Origin of the sequence: Burkholderia sp. Ac-20344, assembly GCF_017104975.1 — a bacterium.
Classification (GTDB): Bacteria; Pseudomonadota; Gammaproteobacteria; order Burkholderiales; family Burkholderiaceae; genus Burkholderia.
Genome location: NZ_JAAGPP010000112.1, coordinates 18016 through 32056, shown reverse-complemented (window position 1 = coordinate 32056; position 14041 = coordinate 18016). Strand labels below are relative to the sequence as shown.

14 protein-coding genes and 2 pseudogenes are annotated in these 14041 nt (G+C 69.6%); 12 read left to right on the top strand and 4 right to left on the bottom strand.

Going from position 1 to position 14041, the window contains the following annotated elements:
• The 4 genes from G3N64_RS28380 to G3N64_RS28365 all read left to right on the top strand — a co-directional run.
• On the top strand, positions 1–568 hold a 568-nt coding region (locus G3N64_RS28380; RefSeq protein ID WP_205786959.1), incomplete at its 5' end, for an HlyD family efflux transporter periplasmic adaptor subunit.
• On the top strand, positions 565–3393 hold the full coding sequence (gene rbbA, locus G3N64_RS28375) for a ribosome-associated ATPase/putative transporter RbbA (protein ID WP_241021248.1): 2829 nt from the start codon (positions 565–567) through the stop codon (positions 3391–3393). The genes G3N64_RS28380 and rbbA, both read left to right, overlap by 4 nt.
• 2 nt (positions 3394–3395) lie before the next feature.
• Positions 3396–4520, top strand: a complete 1125-nt coding sequence (locus G3N64_RS28370; RefSeq protein WP_205786957.1) for an ABC transporter permease — start codon at positions 3396–3398, stop codon at positions 4518–4520.
• Positions 4521–4683: 163 nt separating this feature from the next.
• Complete coding sequence (locus G3N64_RS28365) at positions 4684–4872, top strand: DUF2964 family protein (protein WP_205786955.1); 189 nt, start codon at positions 4684–4686, stop codon at positions 4870–4872.
• Between the two features lie 84 nt (positions 4873–4956).
• Here G3N64_RS28365 and G3N64_RS28360 read toward each other — a convergent pair whose 3' ends face one another.
• Positions 4957–5136, bottom strand: a complete 180-nt coding sequence (locus G3N64_RS28360) for a hypothetical protein (RefSeq protein ID WP_205786969.1) — start codon at positions 5134–5136, stop codon at positions 4957–4959.
• Between the two features lie 139 nt (positions 5137–5275).
• Here G3N64_RS28360 and G3N64_RS28355 point away from each other — a divergent pair, with 139 nt between their 5' ends.
• The gene (locus tag G3N64_RS28355; RefSeq protein ID WP_205786953.1) at positions 5276–6679 is read left to right on the top strand and encodes an MBL fold metallo-hydrolase; all 1404 of its coding nucleotides are present in this window, start codon (positions 5276–5278) and stop codon (positions 6677–6679) included.
• A gap of 81 nt (positions 6680–6760) precedes the next feature.
• Here the strand turns inward: G3N64_RS28355 and G3N64_RS28350 are convergent.
• A pseudogene (locus G3N64_RS28350) lies at positions 6761–6880 on the bottom strand (alcohol dehydrogenase); the annotation flags it as partial.
• A gap of 342 nt (positions 6881–7222) precedes the next feature.
• Here G3N64_RS28350 and G3N64_RS28345 point away from each other — a divergent pair.
• The 4 genes and pseudogenes from G3N64_RS28345 to G3N64_RS28330 all read left to right on the top strand — a co-directional run bounded on the left by G3N64_RS28345 (position 7223) and on the right by G3N64_RS28330 (position 9757).
• Positions 7223–8056, top strand: coding sequence for a universal stress protein (locus G3N64_RS28345; protein ID WP_205786951.1), 834 nt, complete (start codon positions 7223–7225; stop codon positions 8054–8056).
• A 40-nt stretch (positions 8057–8096) separates the two neighbouring features.
• Positions 8097–8354, top strand: a pseudogene (locus tag G3N64_RS28340) (acetate kinase); the annotation flags it as partial.
• A gap of 69 nt (positions 8355–8423) precedes the next feature.
• A complete protein-coding gene (locus G3N64_RS28335; protein WP_205786950.1) occupies positions 8424–8927 on the top strand; it encodes a universal stress protein in 504 nt (167 codons plus the stop codon).
• Positions 8924–9757, top strand: a complete 834-nt coding sequence (locus tag G3N64_RS28330; RefSeq protein ID WP_205786948.1) for a universal stress protein — start codon at positions 8924–8926, stop codon at positions 9755–9757. Before G3N64_RS28335 ends, G3N64_RS28330 begins: the two co-directional genes overlap by 4 nt.
• A 42-nt stretch (positions 9758–9799) precedes the next feature.
• On the opposite strand, the gene G3N64_RS28325 is transcribed toward G3N64_RS28330, so the two are convergent.
• On the bottom strand, positions 9800–10270 hold the full coding sequence (locus tag G3N64_RS28325; RefSeq protein WP_205786946.1) for a universal stress protein: 471 nt from the start codon (positions 10268–10270) through the stop codon (positions 9800–9802).
• Positions 10271–10595: 325 nt separating this feature from the next.
• Here G3N64_RS28325 and G3N64_RS28320 point away from each other — a divergent pair, with 325 nt between their 5' ends.
• Together G3N64_RS28320 and fnr are read left to right on the top strand one after the other, a co-directional pair.
• Positions 10596–11243, top strand: coding sequence for a response regulator transcription factor (locus G3N64_RS28320; RefSeq protein WP_205786965.1), 648 nt, complete (start codon positions 10596–10598; stop codon positions 11241–11243).
• A gap of 344 nt (positions 11244–11587) precedes the next feature.
• Complete coding sequence (fnr, locus tag G3N64_RS28315; protein WP_205786944.1) at positions 11588–12361, top strand: fumarate/nitrate reduction transcriptional regulator Fnr; 774 nt, start codon at positions 11588–11590, stop codon at positions 12359–12361.
• A gap of 25 nt (positions 12362–12386) precedes the next feature.
• On the opposite strand, the gene G3N64_RS28310 is transcribed toward fnr, so the two are convergent.
• Positions 12387–13376 (bottom strand): zinc-dependent alcohol dehydrogenase family protein, encoded by a 990-nt coding sequence (locus G3N64_RS28310; protein WP_205786942.1) that lies wholly within the window; start codon positions 13374–13376, stop codon positions 12387–12389.
• A gap of 361 nt (positions 13377–13737) precedes the next feature.
• Between G3N64_RS28310 and G3N64_RS28305 the strand changes: the two genes are divergently transcribed.
• Complete coding sequence (locus G3N64_RS28305; RefSeq protein ID WP_205786940.1) at positions 13738–13962, top strand: hypothetical protein; 225 nt, start codon at positions 13738–13740, stop codon at positions 13960–13962.
• Positions 13963–14041 lie beyond the last annotated feature (79 nt).

Genomic DNA, 14041 nt, shown 5'->3' with positions numbered 1-14041 from the left:
GAACGCGGCGCGCGCGCAGGTGCAGGCCGCGCAGGCCGCGATCGACGCGACCCGGGCCCAGCTCGTCGCCGCGCAGTCCGCCGTGACGGCCGCGCAGGCGACGGTCGCGCGCGTGCAGGCAGACATCTCGGACAGCGACCTGAACTCGCCGCGCGACGGGCGCGTGCAGTATCGCGTGGCCGAATCGGGCGAGGTGCTGCCGGCCGGCGGCAAGGTGCTCAACGTGGTCGACCTGTCGGACGTCTACATGACGTTCTTCCTGCCCGAGACGGTCGTCGGCCGGGTGCCGCTCGGCGCCGACGTGCGGATCGTGCTCGATGCGGCGCCGGAATACGTGATTCCGGCGCGCGTGTCGTATGTGTCGAGCACCGCGCAGTTCACGCCGAAGACGGTCGAGACGGCTACCGAACGGCAGAAGCTGATGTTCCGGGTGAAGGCGCGTATCGACCGCGACCTGCTGCAGCGCCATCTGCGGCTCGTCAAGACCGGGCTGCCGGGTGTCGCGTGGCTGAAGATCGACCCGCATGCCGCGTGGCCGGCCCGCCTCGCGATCAAGGTGCCCCAATGAAATCGGCGCTCCCGGCCGATACCGGTGCAGGCGCGACCGAAGGCCTGCCGGTTCGCGCGGAACCCGCGCCGGTCGCGCGCCTGTCGGGCGTCTCGCTGCGCTACGGCGACAAGGCCGCGCTCGACGACGTGACGCTCGACATCCCGGCCGGCCGCATGATCGGGCTGATCGGGCCGGACGGCGTCGGCAAGTCGAGCCTGCTCGCGCTGGTGTCCGGTGCACGCGCGATCCAGCAGGGGCGCGTCTGGACGCTCGGCGGCGACCTGTCGTCACGCCGCCATCGCGCGCGCGTCTGCCGGCGCATCGCGTACATGCCGCAGGGCCTGGGCCGGAACCTGTATGCGACGCTGTCCGTCGAGGAAAACCTGCAGTTCTTCGCACGGCTGTTCGGCCACGATGCGGCGGAGCGGCGCCGCCGCATCGACGCGCTCACGCACAGCACCGGCCTGCATCCGTTTCTGGACCGGCCCGCCGGAAAACTGTCCGGCGGCATGAAGCAGAAGCTCGGCCTGTGCTGCGCGCTGATCCACGATCCGGACCTGCTGATCCTCGACGAACCGACGACCGGCGTCGATCCGCTGTCGCGCGCCCAGTTCTGGGAGCTGATCGGGCGCATTCGCGCCGCGCGACCGGCGATGAGCGTGCTGGTGGCAACCGCGTACATGGACGAGGCCCGGCGGTTCGACCGGCTGATCGCAATGGACGCCGGGCGCGTGCTGGCGACCGGCAGCCCGGACGAGCTGCTGGCCCGCACCGGGTGCGGCACGCTCGAGGACGCGTTCGTCGCGCTGCTCCCGGACGCGCAGCGGCGCGGCCACCAGCCGATCCGGATCGCGCCGTTCGAGCCCGATGCCGCCGCCGGCTATGCGATCGAAGCCGACGGGCTGACGATGCGGTTCGGCGATTTCGTCGCGGTCGACCACGTGAGCCTGCAGATCCGGCGCGGCGAGATTTTCGGCTTCCTCGGCTCCAACGGCTGCGGCAAGTCGACGACGATGAAGATGCTCACGGGGCTGCTCCGCGCCTCCGAAGGCACGGCGACGCTGTTCGGCCAGCCGGTCGCGGCCGACGACCTCGACACGCGCCGGCGGGTCGGCTACATGTCGCAGGGGTTTTCGCTGTACGGCGAGCTGACCGTGCGGCAGAACCTCGTGCTGCATGCACGCCTGTTCGGCGTGCCGGAAGCGGACGTGCCGGGGCGGGTCGCCGAAATGGTCGAGCGCTTCGGGCTCGCCGGTGCGCTCGACACGCTGCCCGACAGCCTGCCGCTCGGCATGCGGCAGCGGCTGTCGCTCGCGGTCGCGATGGTGCACAAGCCCGAACTGCTGATCCTCGACGAACCGACGTCGGGCGTGGACCCCGTCGCGCGGGACGATTTCTGGCGGCTGATGATCGAGCTCGCGCGGCACGATCGCGTCACGATCTTCATCTCGACGCACTTCATGAACGAAGCCGCGCGCTGCGATCGCATCTCGCTGATGCACGCGGGCCGCGTGCTCGCCAGCGCCGCGCCGGGGGAACTCGTGCGCATGCGCGGCGCCGGCACGCTCGAGGAGGCGTTCATCGCGTACCTGACCGATGCGCAGCGTACGGACAGCGCGCCGATGGATGAAGCGTCCGACGCGGGCTGGCTGAGCGCGCCGCCCGAAGCCGCTGACGCCGGTGCCGGTGCCAGTACCGGCTCCGGCCGCATGGCCGCGTGGTTCAGCCCCGCACGCGCCGGCAGCTACCTGTGGCGCGAAGTGCTGGAGCTGCGGCGCGACCCGCTGCGCGCGACGCTGGTGCTGTTCGGGTCGCTCGTCCTGATGTGCGTCATCAGCATCGGCATCAGTCTCGACGTCGACAACCTGACGTTCGCGGTACTCGACCGGGACCAGTCGATCCTGAGCCAGGACTATGCGCAGAACCTCGGCGGCTCCCGCTACTTCGTGCCGCGCGCGCCGCTCGCGGACGATCGCGATCTCGACCGCCGCATGCGCAACGGCCAGTTGTCGCTCGCGATCGAGATTCCGCCCGGGTTCGCCCGCGACGTCGCGCACGGCCGGCCCGTCGAGATCGGCGCGTGGATCGACGGCGCGATGCCGATGCGCGCCGAGACGATCCGCGGCTATGTCGCCGGCATGCACGAGAACTGGCTGCGCGACCAGGCGAAGCGCCGGCTCGGCGCGTCGCTCGGGCCGGCGGTCGAGATCGCCGTGCGCTATCGCTACAACCCGGACGTCAGGAGCCTGCCGGCGATGATTCCGGCCATCATGCCGATGCTGCTGCTGATGCTGCCCGCGATGCTGACGGCGCTGGCCGTCGTGCGCGAACGGGAGCTCGGGTCGATCGTCAACCTGTACGTGACGCCCGTCACGCGCGCCGAATTCCTGCTCGGCAAGCAGGCGCCCTACGTGATGCTGGCCATGCTGAACTTCCTGCTGATGGTCGTGCTGGCCGACGTCGCGTTCGGCGTGCGGATCAAGGGCAGTTTCTTCACGCTCTCGGCCGCGGTGCTGATCTTCAACGTGGTGGCCACGGGCATCGGCCTGTTCGCGTCGACGTTCACGCGCAGCCAGATCGCCGCGATCTTCATGACGATCGTCGGCACGCTGATTCCCGTCGTGCAGTTCTCGGGGCTGCTCACGCCGCTGTCGTCGCTGGAAGGCGCCGGCAAGTGGGTCGGCACGGTCTACCCGGCCACCTACATGCTCGCGATCAGCCGCGGCGTATTCAACAAGGCGCTCGGCCTGGCCGACCTGTCGTCGCAGTTCTGGCCGCTGCTCGCGGCGGCGCCGGTCATCCTGGTCATGACCGGCGTGCTGCTGCGCAAACAGGAGCGCTGACCATGTCGCGCCTGCTCGTCATCTTCCGGCTCGGGGTCAAGGAGCTCTGGAGCCTCGCCCGCGACCCGATCCTGCTCGTGCTGATCGTCTATACGTTCAGCGCGTCGATCTACGTCGCCGCCACCGCGCGCCCGGAAACGCTGCACAAGGTGCCGATCGCGATCGTCGACGAAGACGCGTCGCCGCTGTCGGCGCGCATCGCCGCGGCGTTCTTCCCGCCGCAATTCGCGCCGCCGCCGATCGTCGACGCGGCCGCGGCCGATCGCGGCCTCGACAACGGCGACTACACGTTCTCGCTCGACATTCCGCCGGATTTCCAGCGCGACGTGCTCGCCGGCCGCCATGCGACGATCCAGCTCAACGTCGACGCGACCCGCATGACGCAGGCGTTTACCGGCGGCGGCTACGTGCAGCAGATCGTGTCGGGCGAGATCGACGCATTCGTGCGGCGCTATCGCGGTACGTCGTTGCCGCCCGTCGGTCTCGCGATGCGGATGCGCTTCAACCCGAATCTCGACGAAGTGTGGTTCGGCGCGCTGATGGAACTGATCAACAACGTGACGATGCTGTCGATGATCCTCACCGGAGCCGCGCTGATCCGCGAGCGCGAGCACGGCACGATCGAGCATCTGCTCGTGATGCCGGTGACCGCGGCAGAGATCATGCTCGCGAAGGTCTGGTCGATGGGGCTCGTCGTCACGGTGGCGGCCGTCGCGTCGCTGACGCTCGTCGTGGGCGACGCGCTGCACGTGCCGATTCCGGGCTCCATCCCGCTGTTCGTGGCCGGAATGGCGCTGCACCTGTTCGCGACGACGTCGATGGGCATCTTTCTCGCGACGCTCGTGCGCAGCATGCCGCAGTTCGGGATGCTGCTGGTGCTCGTGCTGCTGCCGCTGCAGTTGCTGTCGGGCGGGCTGACGCCGCGCGAGAGCATGCCGCTCGCCGTGCAGGACATCATGCTGGCCGCGCCGACCACGCATTTCGTCGAGCTCGCGCAACGCATCCTGTACCGGGGCGCCGGCCTCGATGCGGTCTGGATCCCGTTCGCGGTGCTGTTCGCGATCGGGTGCGCGCTGTTCCTGCTGTCGCTGATGCGCTTTCGCAAGACGATCGGCCAGATGGCGTAATCGGCCCGGCGGGCGGCCGGATTCGTCCGTTGATACAGATCAACCGTGCCGGACCCCTTCACGCGATCATGACGTCACCTCTTGCACGAGCCGCAGCCGCCGCGATGGCGGCAAAGCGGCATCGCGATCACGGGCGGCAGCCGCCGCCTCCCCGGAGAACGTCATGATGCGCCTGCCAAACCGGATCGTCCTTGCCACGCTCGGCGTGTTCATCGCACTCGCGTCGCTGCTGGGCGTCGTGCATGCGATGCTGGTCGGCGTGCATGTGCTCCCGTACGCGATCGTCGCGCTGGTTGCGGGCAGCGCCGCCTTCGTCGCGCAGCTGAATGCGGCCGGCGGCGAGCGTTCGTGAGGCCCCGGCGTCCCGTGCCTTCCCCGTCATGAACGCTCGGCGGCGGCTGGGGTGACGCGGGCTGAAGCGCGGCACTGCGGGCGGTCAGCCCGTTCGCGTATGCGCCACGACATCGGGCCGCTGCCAGGGCGGCAGCTCGGCCCAGCCGAGCGGGCCGTAGACGGTGCCGCCGGCGGCCTCGATCGTCTCCACGAATGCGGCCAGTGTCGCCCCGGCGGGAACGGCCAGCTTCATCGCGTCGGCCCGCGCGTTGATTGACGTCAAACCGGAGCCGCAACGGCCGGATGACAAACCCGCCCACCCCGGGCTTGGAAACGGCAATCCCTGATTTCCATCAATCGCTTCACGCCCATCCGCGCTGTAATCGGTTAACTGTTCCCTCGACTCCCGGTGAGGCGATCCCATGAAACTGACTTTTCTCGGCGCAACCGAAACCGTGACCGGTTCGAAGTACCTGGTCGAGCACGGCCACCGGCGCGTGCTGGTCGATTGCGGCCTGTTCCAGGGCACGAAGAACCTGCGGCTGCGCAACTGGAGCCCGTTGCCGGTCGCGCCCGACACGCTCGACGCGGTCGTGCTCACGCACGCGCACCTCGACCATAGCGGCTATCTTCCGGTGCTCGCGCGCGAAGGCTATCGCGGGCCGGTGTACTGCACGGCGGCCACGGCCGAACTCTGCGACATCATGCTGCGCGACAGCGCGCGGCTGCAGGAGGAAGAAGCCGACTTCGCGAACCGCCACGGCTACTCGAAGCATCATCCGGCGCAACCGCTCTACACGCTGGACGATGCGCAGCGTGCGCTGCAGTTGCTGAAGCCCGTCGCGTTCGACGAATGCACCGCGCTGGGCGCCGGCCTGGCGTTCCGCCTGCTGCCGGCCGGGCACATCCTGGGCGCGGCGAGCGTCGTGATGCACTGGGATCACAAGGTGCTCGCGTTCTCCGGCGACCTCGGCCGCTATCGCGACCCGATCATGCAGCCGCCGCTGGCGCCTGCGCATGCGGACTACCTGGTCGTCGAATCGACGTACGGCGACCGGCTGCATCCGGATTCGGACCCCGAGAGCGAGCTCGCCGCGATGTTCGACAAGACCTTCGCGCGCGGCGGCGTGGTCGTGATGCCGTGCTTCACCGTCGGCCGCGCGCAGGAGATCCTGCACTACATCGCGCGCCTGAAAGCGTCCGGCCGGATGGCGCGCGTGCCGGTGTACGTCGACAGCCCGATGGCCACCGACGTGACCGAGATCTATCGCCACCATATCCTCGAGCACCGGCTGACGCCCTCCGAAGCCAATGCGCTCGGCCACGCGGCCACGATGATCCGGACGGTCGACCAGTCGAAGGCGATCGCCGAACATCATGGCCCGATGGTCATCATCGCCGGCAGCGGGATGGCGACGGGCGGCCGCGTGCTGCATCACCTGAGCCGCTACGCGCCCGATGCGCGCAACACGATCGCGCTGGTCGGCTACCAGGCGGCCGGCACGCGCGGCGCGGCGCTGGCCGCGCACGAGCCGACGCTGAAGATCCACGGCGAGTACGTGCGCGTGCGCGCGCAGGTCGAGTCGATCACGACGCTCTCCGCGCACGCCGACTACGAGGAAATCCTCCGGTGGCTCGGCACGATGCAGCGCGCGCCCGTGCGGACCTTCGTCACGCACGGCGAACCGGCCGCGGCCGATGCATTGCGGCGGCGCATCGCGGAGCGGCTGCACTGGGCGAGCGAGGTGCCGGTGTACGCACAGTGCGTCGATCTCGACGCGGTCGAATCCGGCGGCACGCACGAGGCCGCCGCGCTGTCGTCCTGACGGCAGCGCCGGCGAAGCCTCCGTCCGACGTGGCGGGAACCGGCCGCCGCGCGCCGGCGCCCGCCATGCGCGCCCCGGCCGTCAGCCGACTTCGATGATGACCTTCAGCGCATGGGTCTGCGCCGCGCGGCCGAACGTGTCGTACGCGCGCTCGACGTCGTCGAGCGGGAACCGGTGCGTGATCAGGCGTGCCGGATCGAGGGGCCACGTCCACGATGCACCGCCCTGCCAACGCATGCCATTCGTGCTGCCAGCCGCGGTTCAGCGCGGCCAGGCCCAACGCGAGATCGCATCCCGCGCGGCACGCGTCGTTCGGTGTCGTCACAGCGTGGGCGCTCATCGTGTTCCCTCCCTCGATCCGGTCAATGGGTTGGCGTCCGCCTCATGCCTCATGCCTCGTGCCGCCTTGCCGGCATCGGCATTGCGACCGCCTCACTGTGCGGCCGTGGCGCACGGCACCCGTTGATCTGAGTCAAGCGCGCGGAAACCCTGCTTCGTAGACTGGATTGCACTGGCGGATCACCCGTCGATGGAGCGATTCCAATGAGCTACAAGAGCATGGTCGTGCACCTCGATACGAGCGCCCGCGCGCATTCGCGCCTCGAATTCGCATTGCGTCTCGCCCGGCGCTTCGGTGCGCATCTGACCGGGCTGTTCGCCGTCTACACGCCGGAACCGTTTTCGTTCTACGTGATGGCCGGTTCCGCCGACTATTTCCGCGAGCAGCGCGAACAGCGCGACGAACGGCTCGCCGCGCTGGAGCGCCTGTTCCATGCGGAGACGGCCCGCGCGAAGGTGCCGGCAACGTGGGTGCGCGCCAACGAGCGCGCGAACCTGGCCGTGCCGCGTGCGGCGCGTCTGGCCGACCTGGTGATCGCCGGCCAGAGCGACCCGAACGATCCCGAGACCTACATCGACGACCAGTTTCCGGAGAACCTCGTGCTGTCCGCCGGCCGCCCGGTGCTGTTCTGGCCGTACACCGGGGAATTCCCGTCGATCGGCGAACGGGTGTTCGTCGCATGGGACGGCAGCCGGGAAGCCGCCCGCGCCGCGCACGACGCGATTCCGTTCCTCGAACATGCGAAGCGCACGACGGTCGTCGCCGTGGTCGACGCCGATTCCGAAGCGGCGACCCTGCGCATTCCGGCCGCCGATGCCGCGTTGATGCTCGCGCGCCATGCACGCGACGTGAACGTGCTAGATATCGGCGCCGGCGCGTCGACCGGCGACACGCTGCTTTCGCGCGCTTACGAAACGGGCTCGGACCTGCTCGTGATGGGGGCCTACGGCCATCCGCGCTGGCGCGAACTGGTGATGGGGGGCGCCACGCGCACGGTGCTGGCGTCGATGACGCTGCCGGTGCTGATGTCGCACTGAGCCGGCCGGTGTGCTGCCGCAGCCTTGCGACGACGATGGGCTGACCGCACTGCTCGGCGGCCTCGACATGCGGGTCTTCACGGCCGGTATCGGCGAACACTCGGCGGTCCTGCGCAAGCGGATCTGCGCGGCGCTCGGCTGGCTCGGCGTCGCCATCGGCCCTCGCGCGAACGCGGACCGTGCGCAGGGCGTGTCGTCTTCGTCGAGCGCGGTCACGGTGGTCGTCGAGCCGGCCAACGAAGCGTGGATCGCCGCGCGCGCCGCGGTGCGCGTGTTGCGCGGCAACCGCGACGCTTGATCCAGATCAGCGCGATCGGCGCGCGCACGCCGATGATGGTTTCATCGACATCCGTACAAGGGAAACGCCATGTACTCGAACATTCTGGTTGCGCTCGACGGCAGCGACACGTCGTCCCGCGCACTCGATGCCGCGCTGACGCTCGCGTCGGAGACGGGTGCGCGGCTGACTCCCGTCTACGTCGTCGATTTCCTGGTGCCGGCCTACGACATGTACGGCTACGACCCGTCGATCCTGGTCGACGCATTCCGGGAAGAAGGGCTGCGCGTCACGGACGACGCGGCGCAGCGCATGCAAGCGCGCGGCGTCGCCGGCACGCCGCAGATCTCCAATGTCGCGCCGGCGGGCGAAGACATCCCGCACCGGATCGTCGCGCTTGCCGACGAGCTCGAGGCCGACCTGATCGTGATGGGCACGCACGGCCGGCGTGGCGTTCAGCGCCTCTTCCTCGGCAGCGTGGCCGAGCGCGTGCTGCGTCTGGCCACGCGCCCGGTCCTGATGATTCCGGCGAGCTGCCCGCCGGGAAAAGCCGCCGAGACCGTCGCGGCATCAACCGAAAAGGAACCGTCATGAGCTACAAGACCCTGCTCGTCCATCTCGACGACAGCGAACGCTGCGCGACGCGCGTCGACCTCGCGCTCCAGCTCGCGGCGCGCTGGAATGCGCACCTGATCGGCCTCTACGTGGTTTGCCAGGACCTCTTCGAACCGTTGCGGCGGCCCGACGAACCGCTGAAGCTGGCCGTCTACGAACGCCTGTGCGACCAGCGGTGCAAGGAGGCGGAGGAGCGCTTCCTCGCGGCCGCCGAGCGCGCGGGACGCAGCGTCGAATGGCGGGCGCCGGCCGGCAACGCGACCGACGCCGCGATCCTGCATGCGCGCCATGCGGACCTGCTGATCCTCGGCCAGGAAGACCCCGACGACCGCATGACCTACGTCGCACGCCATTTCGTCGAGGACGTCGTGATCGGCAGCGGCCGCCCGGCGCTCGTCGTGCCCTACGCGGGCGACGTGCGCACGCTCGGCGAGAACGTGCTGGTCGGCTGGGACGGCGGGCGCGAAGCCGCCCGCGTGATGGCCGATGCGCTGCCGCTGCTCGCGCGCGCGCGCTTCGTCAATGTCGAGACGATCGTGCGCGGGCAGCCCGATCCGGACAAGACGCCGGCCGGCGTCGACGTCGCCGCGTATCTCGAACGGCACGGCATTCGCGCATCGTTCTCGACAACGCCGCGCGAGCGGTCGATCAGCGTGGGGGCGACGCTGCTGAACCGCGTGACCGACCTGCATGCGGACCTGCTGGTGATGGGCCTGTACAGCCATACCCGCGCGCATGAACGCGTGCTGGGCGGTGCGACGCGCACGATCCTCGAGACGATGACGGTGCCGGTCCTGCTGGCTCACTGAGCACGTAGCAACGGGGTAGCCGCGGCGGGCTGCCCCGTTGCGTCACAACACCGCCGCGCACGCGCCCGGCCCCTCCCGCACCACCAGCACCGGCCGGTCCGCGATGCGCAGCAGCGACTCGGCGACGCTGCCGAGCAACGCGCGGCGCACGCCGCGGCGGCCGTGCGTGCCCATCACGATCAGGTCTGCTTCGCATTCCGCGGCGGCACGCGCCAGCACGGACGAAACGTTCTCGCCGCATGCGTCGATCGTGTGCGCGGTGCCGCGCACGCCGCACAGGCGCAATGCCGTCTCGGCGTCCGCGACCGCGATCGCGGCCTGATCCGAGCCCAGTCCCGCCGGGTCGCGCCAGTCGATATAGCCGCTGTCGACGTCCGCCAGCCTCGGCGCATCCGATACCACGCACACGGTGACGATCAGCCCGCCGGATTCGCGCGCGAGCGAAATCGCCTCGTCGAGTGCGAGCCGCGAGCTGCGGCTGCCGTCGAGTGCTGCAAGGATCCGTGCGTACATGACGCCTCCCTGTCGTTGCCCGGTTTCGACCGGCTTGCGGAACCAGTCTGGGCCCGGCGCACGCCATCCGGTTGACGCGGGTCAAGTTCACGCGACGGCGGCAGTACGCATCGATCCCGATTGGCGAACGCCGGCAACGCGCGCACAATTTCCGCGCATCGGCGAACCGGCCCCCGAGCCGAGCCGGCCTCGACGACGAGGATGGACATCGTCCGGTCGTCGGCGCCGGCCATCATCGGACGATTGCGGGCGCCGCTCCGCGAGGATGACCGACGAACGCCGCCGCGTGGGCCGCGCCCCGCGATCCGGCAAGGGATGCATTGCCATGATCCGGGTACTCATCGCCGACGACCACGCCCTCGTCCGGGACGGCCTGCGGCACATCCTGCAAAGCGCCAGCGGCTTCGAGGTCGCCGGCGAAGCGTGCGACAGCGCGTCCACGATCGCGCGCGTGCGCGACACGGCCGCGAGCGTGCTGGTGCTCGACCTGTCGATGCCCGGACGCAACGGCATCGAGCTCATCAGACAGATCAAGGACGAGAAGCCGGCGCTGCAGATCCTCGTGCTGACGATGCATGCCGAGCAGCAATATGCGGTGCGCGCGTTCCGCGCCGGCGCATCCGGCTACATGACCAAGGAAAGCGCCAGCGCCGAGCTGGTCGCGGCGCTGACCAAGATCGCGGCCGGCGGCGTCTATGTCAGCCTGGCGATGGCCGAGCAGTTCGCGCAGCGTCTCAACGAGCCGACCGATCTGCTGCCGCACCAGCGCCTGTCCGACCGCGAGTTCGACGTGTTCCGGCGCGTCACCACCGGCGAGTCGATGTCCGAAATCGCCCAGGCGCTCTGCGTCAGCGTCAAGACCGTCAGCACGTACAAGTCACGGATCCTCGAGAAAATGCAGATGCCGAACGACACGGCGCTCGTGCGCTATGCCATGCGCCACAAGCTGTTCGACGACCCGGACGAACTCTGACGCGGCCCCGGCACGCGACCGCTGCGCGCCTGCGTCGCCCCCGGCAAAATCCCGCACCGGTGTAGGAATCCGCCTACAACACTTCCACGTGACCTACCGCATCTTCAACGCCTGCTGATTTCCTTGACGCCGCGCAACATCCATACTGCACATCAAGAAAAACCAGCACGCGCGCCTCGCGGAGCACGGGCGGCATCGCCGCCGGGACCGGCATCCAGGTCCCCCAGCCCGTCCGGCGCAGTTCCCCCCATGAAGGCGGCCGACACCAGGGCCGCCGGTATTTCGACCAGCGCGATCCCGCCCGATGGCGGCTCGCGGCTGCCCCCAACGAACTGGAGCCCATCATGCAGAGCCATGCCGAAGTGTCGATGACCCCGCCGTTACGTCCGTTCATCCCGTTGCATCCGGTGGAACGGGCAGACCAGCCGAAGCGCGCCGCGTCCCGCTGTTCGACATGCGCATTGCGTACCGTCTGCATGCCGCAGGACATGACGCCCGCCGATTTCGCGCGGGTCGACGCGATGATCTGCACGACGCGCCACGTCAAGCGCGGCGAAACGCTGTTTCGCGCGGGCGATACCTTCAACAGCATCTATGCCGTCCGGACCGGATCGTTCAAGACCATCGTGATGCATCGCGACGGCGACGAGCAGATCACCGGCTTCCAGATCGTCGGCGAACCGCTCGGGCTCGACGGCGTGCACACCGGGCACCACAACGGCGATGCGATCGCGCTCGAGGACAGCACCGTCTGCATCATTCCGTTCGGCCAGCTCGAGCAGATATGCCGCGAGGTGCGGCCGATGCAGCATCACGTGTACCAGATGATGGGCGCCGAGATCGTCCGCGAATCCTCGCTGATGCTGCTGCTCGGCACGATGACCGCCGAGCAGCGCGTGGCCGCGTTCCTGCTGAATCTGTCCGCGCGCTTCAGGGCGCGCGGCTACTCCGCCGCCGAATTCGTGCTGCGGATGACGCGCGACGAGATCGGCGAGTATCTCGGGATGAAACTCGAAACGGTCAGCCGCATGCTGTCGAAGTTCCAGCACAACGGGCTCGTCGCCGCGCAAGGCAAGCAGATCCGCATCGTCGATCCGGAAGGCCTCGGGCGGATCTGACCGCGCTGCACGCGCGGCGCGCGGATCAGCCGCGCATGCCGAGCACGGCGGCCCCCGACACGCGCCCCGTGCGCAAGTCGTCGAGTGCGCGGTTCGCGTCGGTCAGCGCGTAGCGCACGGCCTCGACCCGCAGCGGCATCGCATCGGCGATCCGCATGAATTCGACGGCATCCGCCCGCGTCAGGTTGGCCACCGACGCGATGCGCCGCTCGCCCCACAGCCACGCGTACGGAAAGCCGGGGATGTCGCTCATGTGGATGCCGCCGCACACGACGATCCCGCCCTTGTCGAGGGCACGCAGCGCGGCCGGCACCAGTGCCCCCACCGGCGCGAAGATGAGCGCGGCATCGAGCGGCTCCGGCGGCGCCTCGTCGCTGCCGCCGGCCCAGGCCGCGCCCAGCGACCGTGCGAGCTGCTGCGCAACCGTATCGCCGGGCTTCGTCAGCGCAAACACCTTGCGCCCCTCCCGATGCGCGACCTGTGCAACGAGATGGGCCGCCGCGCCGAAGCCGTAGATGCCGATCCGCCGCGCGTCGCCGGCCATGCGCAAGGTCCGGTAGCCGATCAGGCCGGCGCACAGCAGCGGCGCGGCCTCCAGATCCGGATAGCGCCGCGGCAGATGCACGCAATACCGATGGTCGGCAACGGCGCGCTCCGCATAGCCGCCGTCGATCGTATAGCCGGTGAATCCCGGGCTGTCGCACAGATTTTCGCGGCCGGACGCGCAATACGCGCAATGGCCGCACGTCGAGCCGAGCCACGGGACGCCGACGCGGTCGCCCGCGGCGAAGCCCGTCACGCCCGCGCCGAGCGCGCGCACCGTGCCGACGATTTCGTGCCCCGGGATCAGCGGCAGCTTCGGATGCGCGAGCTCGCCATCGACGACATGGAGATCGGTCCGGCATACACCGCATGCAAGTACGTCGATCAGCAACTGGCCTGCCGCCGGCAGCGGGTCCGGCACGCGCGCCTCGCGCAGGTGCGGTGTCGTGCCGTCAAACATCATCGCAAGCATGCTCGCCTCCCCGCGCGACCGTTCGCGCGCGCTTCGCTTTCCAAGGCTAGTCGCCTGTCGCCGTGTGCGCACGGCCCGGTGACGCGTGCTTGACGTGGGTCAACGGCCGCCGGCCGGTTGCTATCGGAAGCTGGTATGCGCAGCGCAGCGCGGCCGGTGCGCCGCCGCGCGCCGTCGAAGCCGCCGAAGTCGCCGAAGCCGTCGAAGCCGCGTGCCATGTAGGAATCCGCCGACGCCCGCCGCACGATTCCTACCGCAGCTTCGGGACATGCCGATTGAATCGCACAGGCGCGGCAACGATACTGGATTCACGGATCACGGCTGCACGGTATCCGGATTCCGGGCCATCAGGAGAGTCGTCATGTCACACGCTACCCATCCTTCCGCTTCGGTCGATCAGGCCGGCCGGTCCGACGCAGCCGCCCTCGACACGCTGGCGCTCGTCGCCCTCGCGCGCGATGCCGGCATGCTCGTGATCCTCGACGCACAGATCGGGCGAGTACGGTATGAAAGCGTGACGGGATCGATCGCGACGCTGGTCCGCTTCGCCCAGGCGCTGCAACTGTCGGCGCTCAAGGCCGCTTGACGCCGCGCGTGGCCGTGCCGCCCCGCCGGCATCCGGTGCGACGGCGGCGGCCCCGCACTCCGCTGCAATGGCCGCTCTC

Excerpts from the sequence above, each read along its gene's own strand:
- G3N64_RS28370 (WP_205786957.1), top strand. The coding sequence starts at position 3,396 with ATGTCGCGCCTGCTCGTCATCTTCCGGCTCGGGGTCAAGGAGCTCTGG.
- rbbA (WP_241021248.1), top strand. The coding sequence starts at position 565 with ATGAAATCGGCGCTCCCGGCCGATACCGGTGCAGGCGCGACCGAAGGC.
- G3N64_RS28355 (WP_205786953.1), top strand. The coding sequence starts at position 5,276 with ATGAAACTGACTTTTCTCGGCGCAACCGAAACCGTGACCGGTTCGAAG.
- G3N64_RS28365 (WP_205786955.1), top strand. The coding sequence starts at position 4,684 with ATGATGCGCCTGCCAAACCGGATCGTCCTTGCCACGCTCGGCGTGTTC.
- G3N64_RS28320 (WP_205786965.1), top strand. The coding sequence starts at position 10,596 with ATGATCCGGGTACTCATCGCCGACGACCACGCCCTCGTCCGGGACGGC.
- G3N64_RS28330 (WP_205786948.1), top strand. The coding sequence starts at position 8,924 with ATGAGCTACAAGACCCTGCTCGTCCATCTCGACGACAGCGAACGCTGC.
- G3N64_RS28310 (WP_205786942.1), bottom strand. The coding sequence starts at position 13,376 with ATGCTTGCGATGATGTTTGACGGCACGACACCGCACCTGCGCGAGGCG.
- G3N64_RS28325 (WP_205786946.1), bottom strand. The coding sequence starts at position 10,270 with ATGTACGCACGGATCCTTGCAGCACTCGACGGCAGCCGCAGCTCGCGG.
- G3N64_RS28305 (WP_205786940.1), top strand. The coding sequence starts at position 13,738 with ATGTCACACGCTACCCATCCTTCCGCTTCGGTCGATCAGGCCGGCCGG.
- G3N64_RS28335 (WP_205786950.1), top strand. The coding sequence starts at position 8,424 with ATGTACTCGAACATTCTGGTTGCGCTCGACGGCAGCGACACGTCGTCC.
- G3N64_RS28345 (WP_205786951.1), top strand. The coding sequence starts at position 7,223 with ATGAGCTACAAGAGCATGGTCGTGCACCTCGATACGAGCGCCCGCGCG.
- fnr (WP_205786944.1), top strand. The coding sequence starts at position 11,588 with ATGCAGAGCCATGCCGAAGTGTCGATGACCCCGCCGTTACGTCCGTTC.